General features: G+C 55.9%; 1 protein-coding gene. It reads left to right on the top strand.

Annotation, left to right across the window (positions count from 1 at the left end):
* The first annotated feature begins 157 nt into the window (after positions 1-157).
* The gene (locus E1297_RS01155; RefSeq protein ID WP_155132843.1) at positions 158-766 is read left to right on the top strand and encodes a GntR family transcriptional regulator; all 609 of its coding nucleotides are present in this window, start codon (positions 158-160) and stop codon (positions 764-766) included.
* The last annotated feature ends 17 nt before the right edge of the window (positions 767-783 follow it).

Raw genomic sequence — 783 nt, 5'->3', positions numbered from 1 at the left:
GAGGAGACTTTGCGCGGTCTAGAGTGGCTGGAGGAACCAGTCTCACTGGTTTGCAATCTTGATCAATTGTGTCAAAGGATGTGCTCTTCTAATTAACCCGAAACCCAGCCCGCAAAGCAGTGTTACTTGAAAACCATGCCGTTGCCGAATGATAGCCATGACTGTGCAAGCCACAAAAAAGTCTGACCAAATTGCAGAAAATCTCACGAGCGAGATCGTCAAGGGGGCCTATGCGCCGGGAGAAAAGTTACGGCAGGATCAAATTGCTCAGGACTATGGGGCAAGCCACGTTCCGGTGCGCGAAGCCCTGTTGAAACTTGTGGCGCAGGGGCTTGCGGTCAGTATTCCCCGCCGGGGCGTCTGTGTTGCACCGCTCGACAGGCAGGCCGCCCGGGAGCTGAAAGTCATGCGTCAGGCTCTGGAACCGGTGGCTTTGCTGCATTCCGTGCCCAACATGACGCCTGCGCAGATCCTGAAGGCCGAGGACGCGCAGGCCCGTTGTGACAATGCCGACACAGCGATTGCCAGGGAAGACGGTAACAGGGCCTTTCATATGGCAATCGTTGCTGCTTGCGGGATGCCCCGGTTGGTCGAGGAAATACACAATCTGCAACTGCTCTATGCACGCCACTTTTTGGCAGGGCTCTCGACGCCTTGGCAAAAGCGCACCGACAAGGACCACATGGCAATCATGTCTGCAATTCGGGCACGTGATGCACAATCCGCTTGCAGTGTTTTGCAGAGGCACCTCGCCAAACTTCGTTAGCGCTCACCGACGCTTTC

The organism is Roseibium sp. RKSG952 (genome assembly GCF_009711355.1).
This window is presented reverse-complemented; position numbering and strand designations above follow the sequence as displayed.

Excerpts from the sequence above, each read along its gene's own strand:
- E1297_RS01155 (WP_155132843.1), top strand. The coding sequence starts at position 158 with ATGACTGTGCAAGCCACAAAAAAGTCTGACCAAATTGCAGAAAATCTC.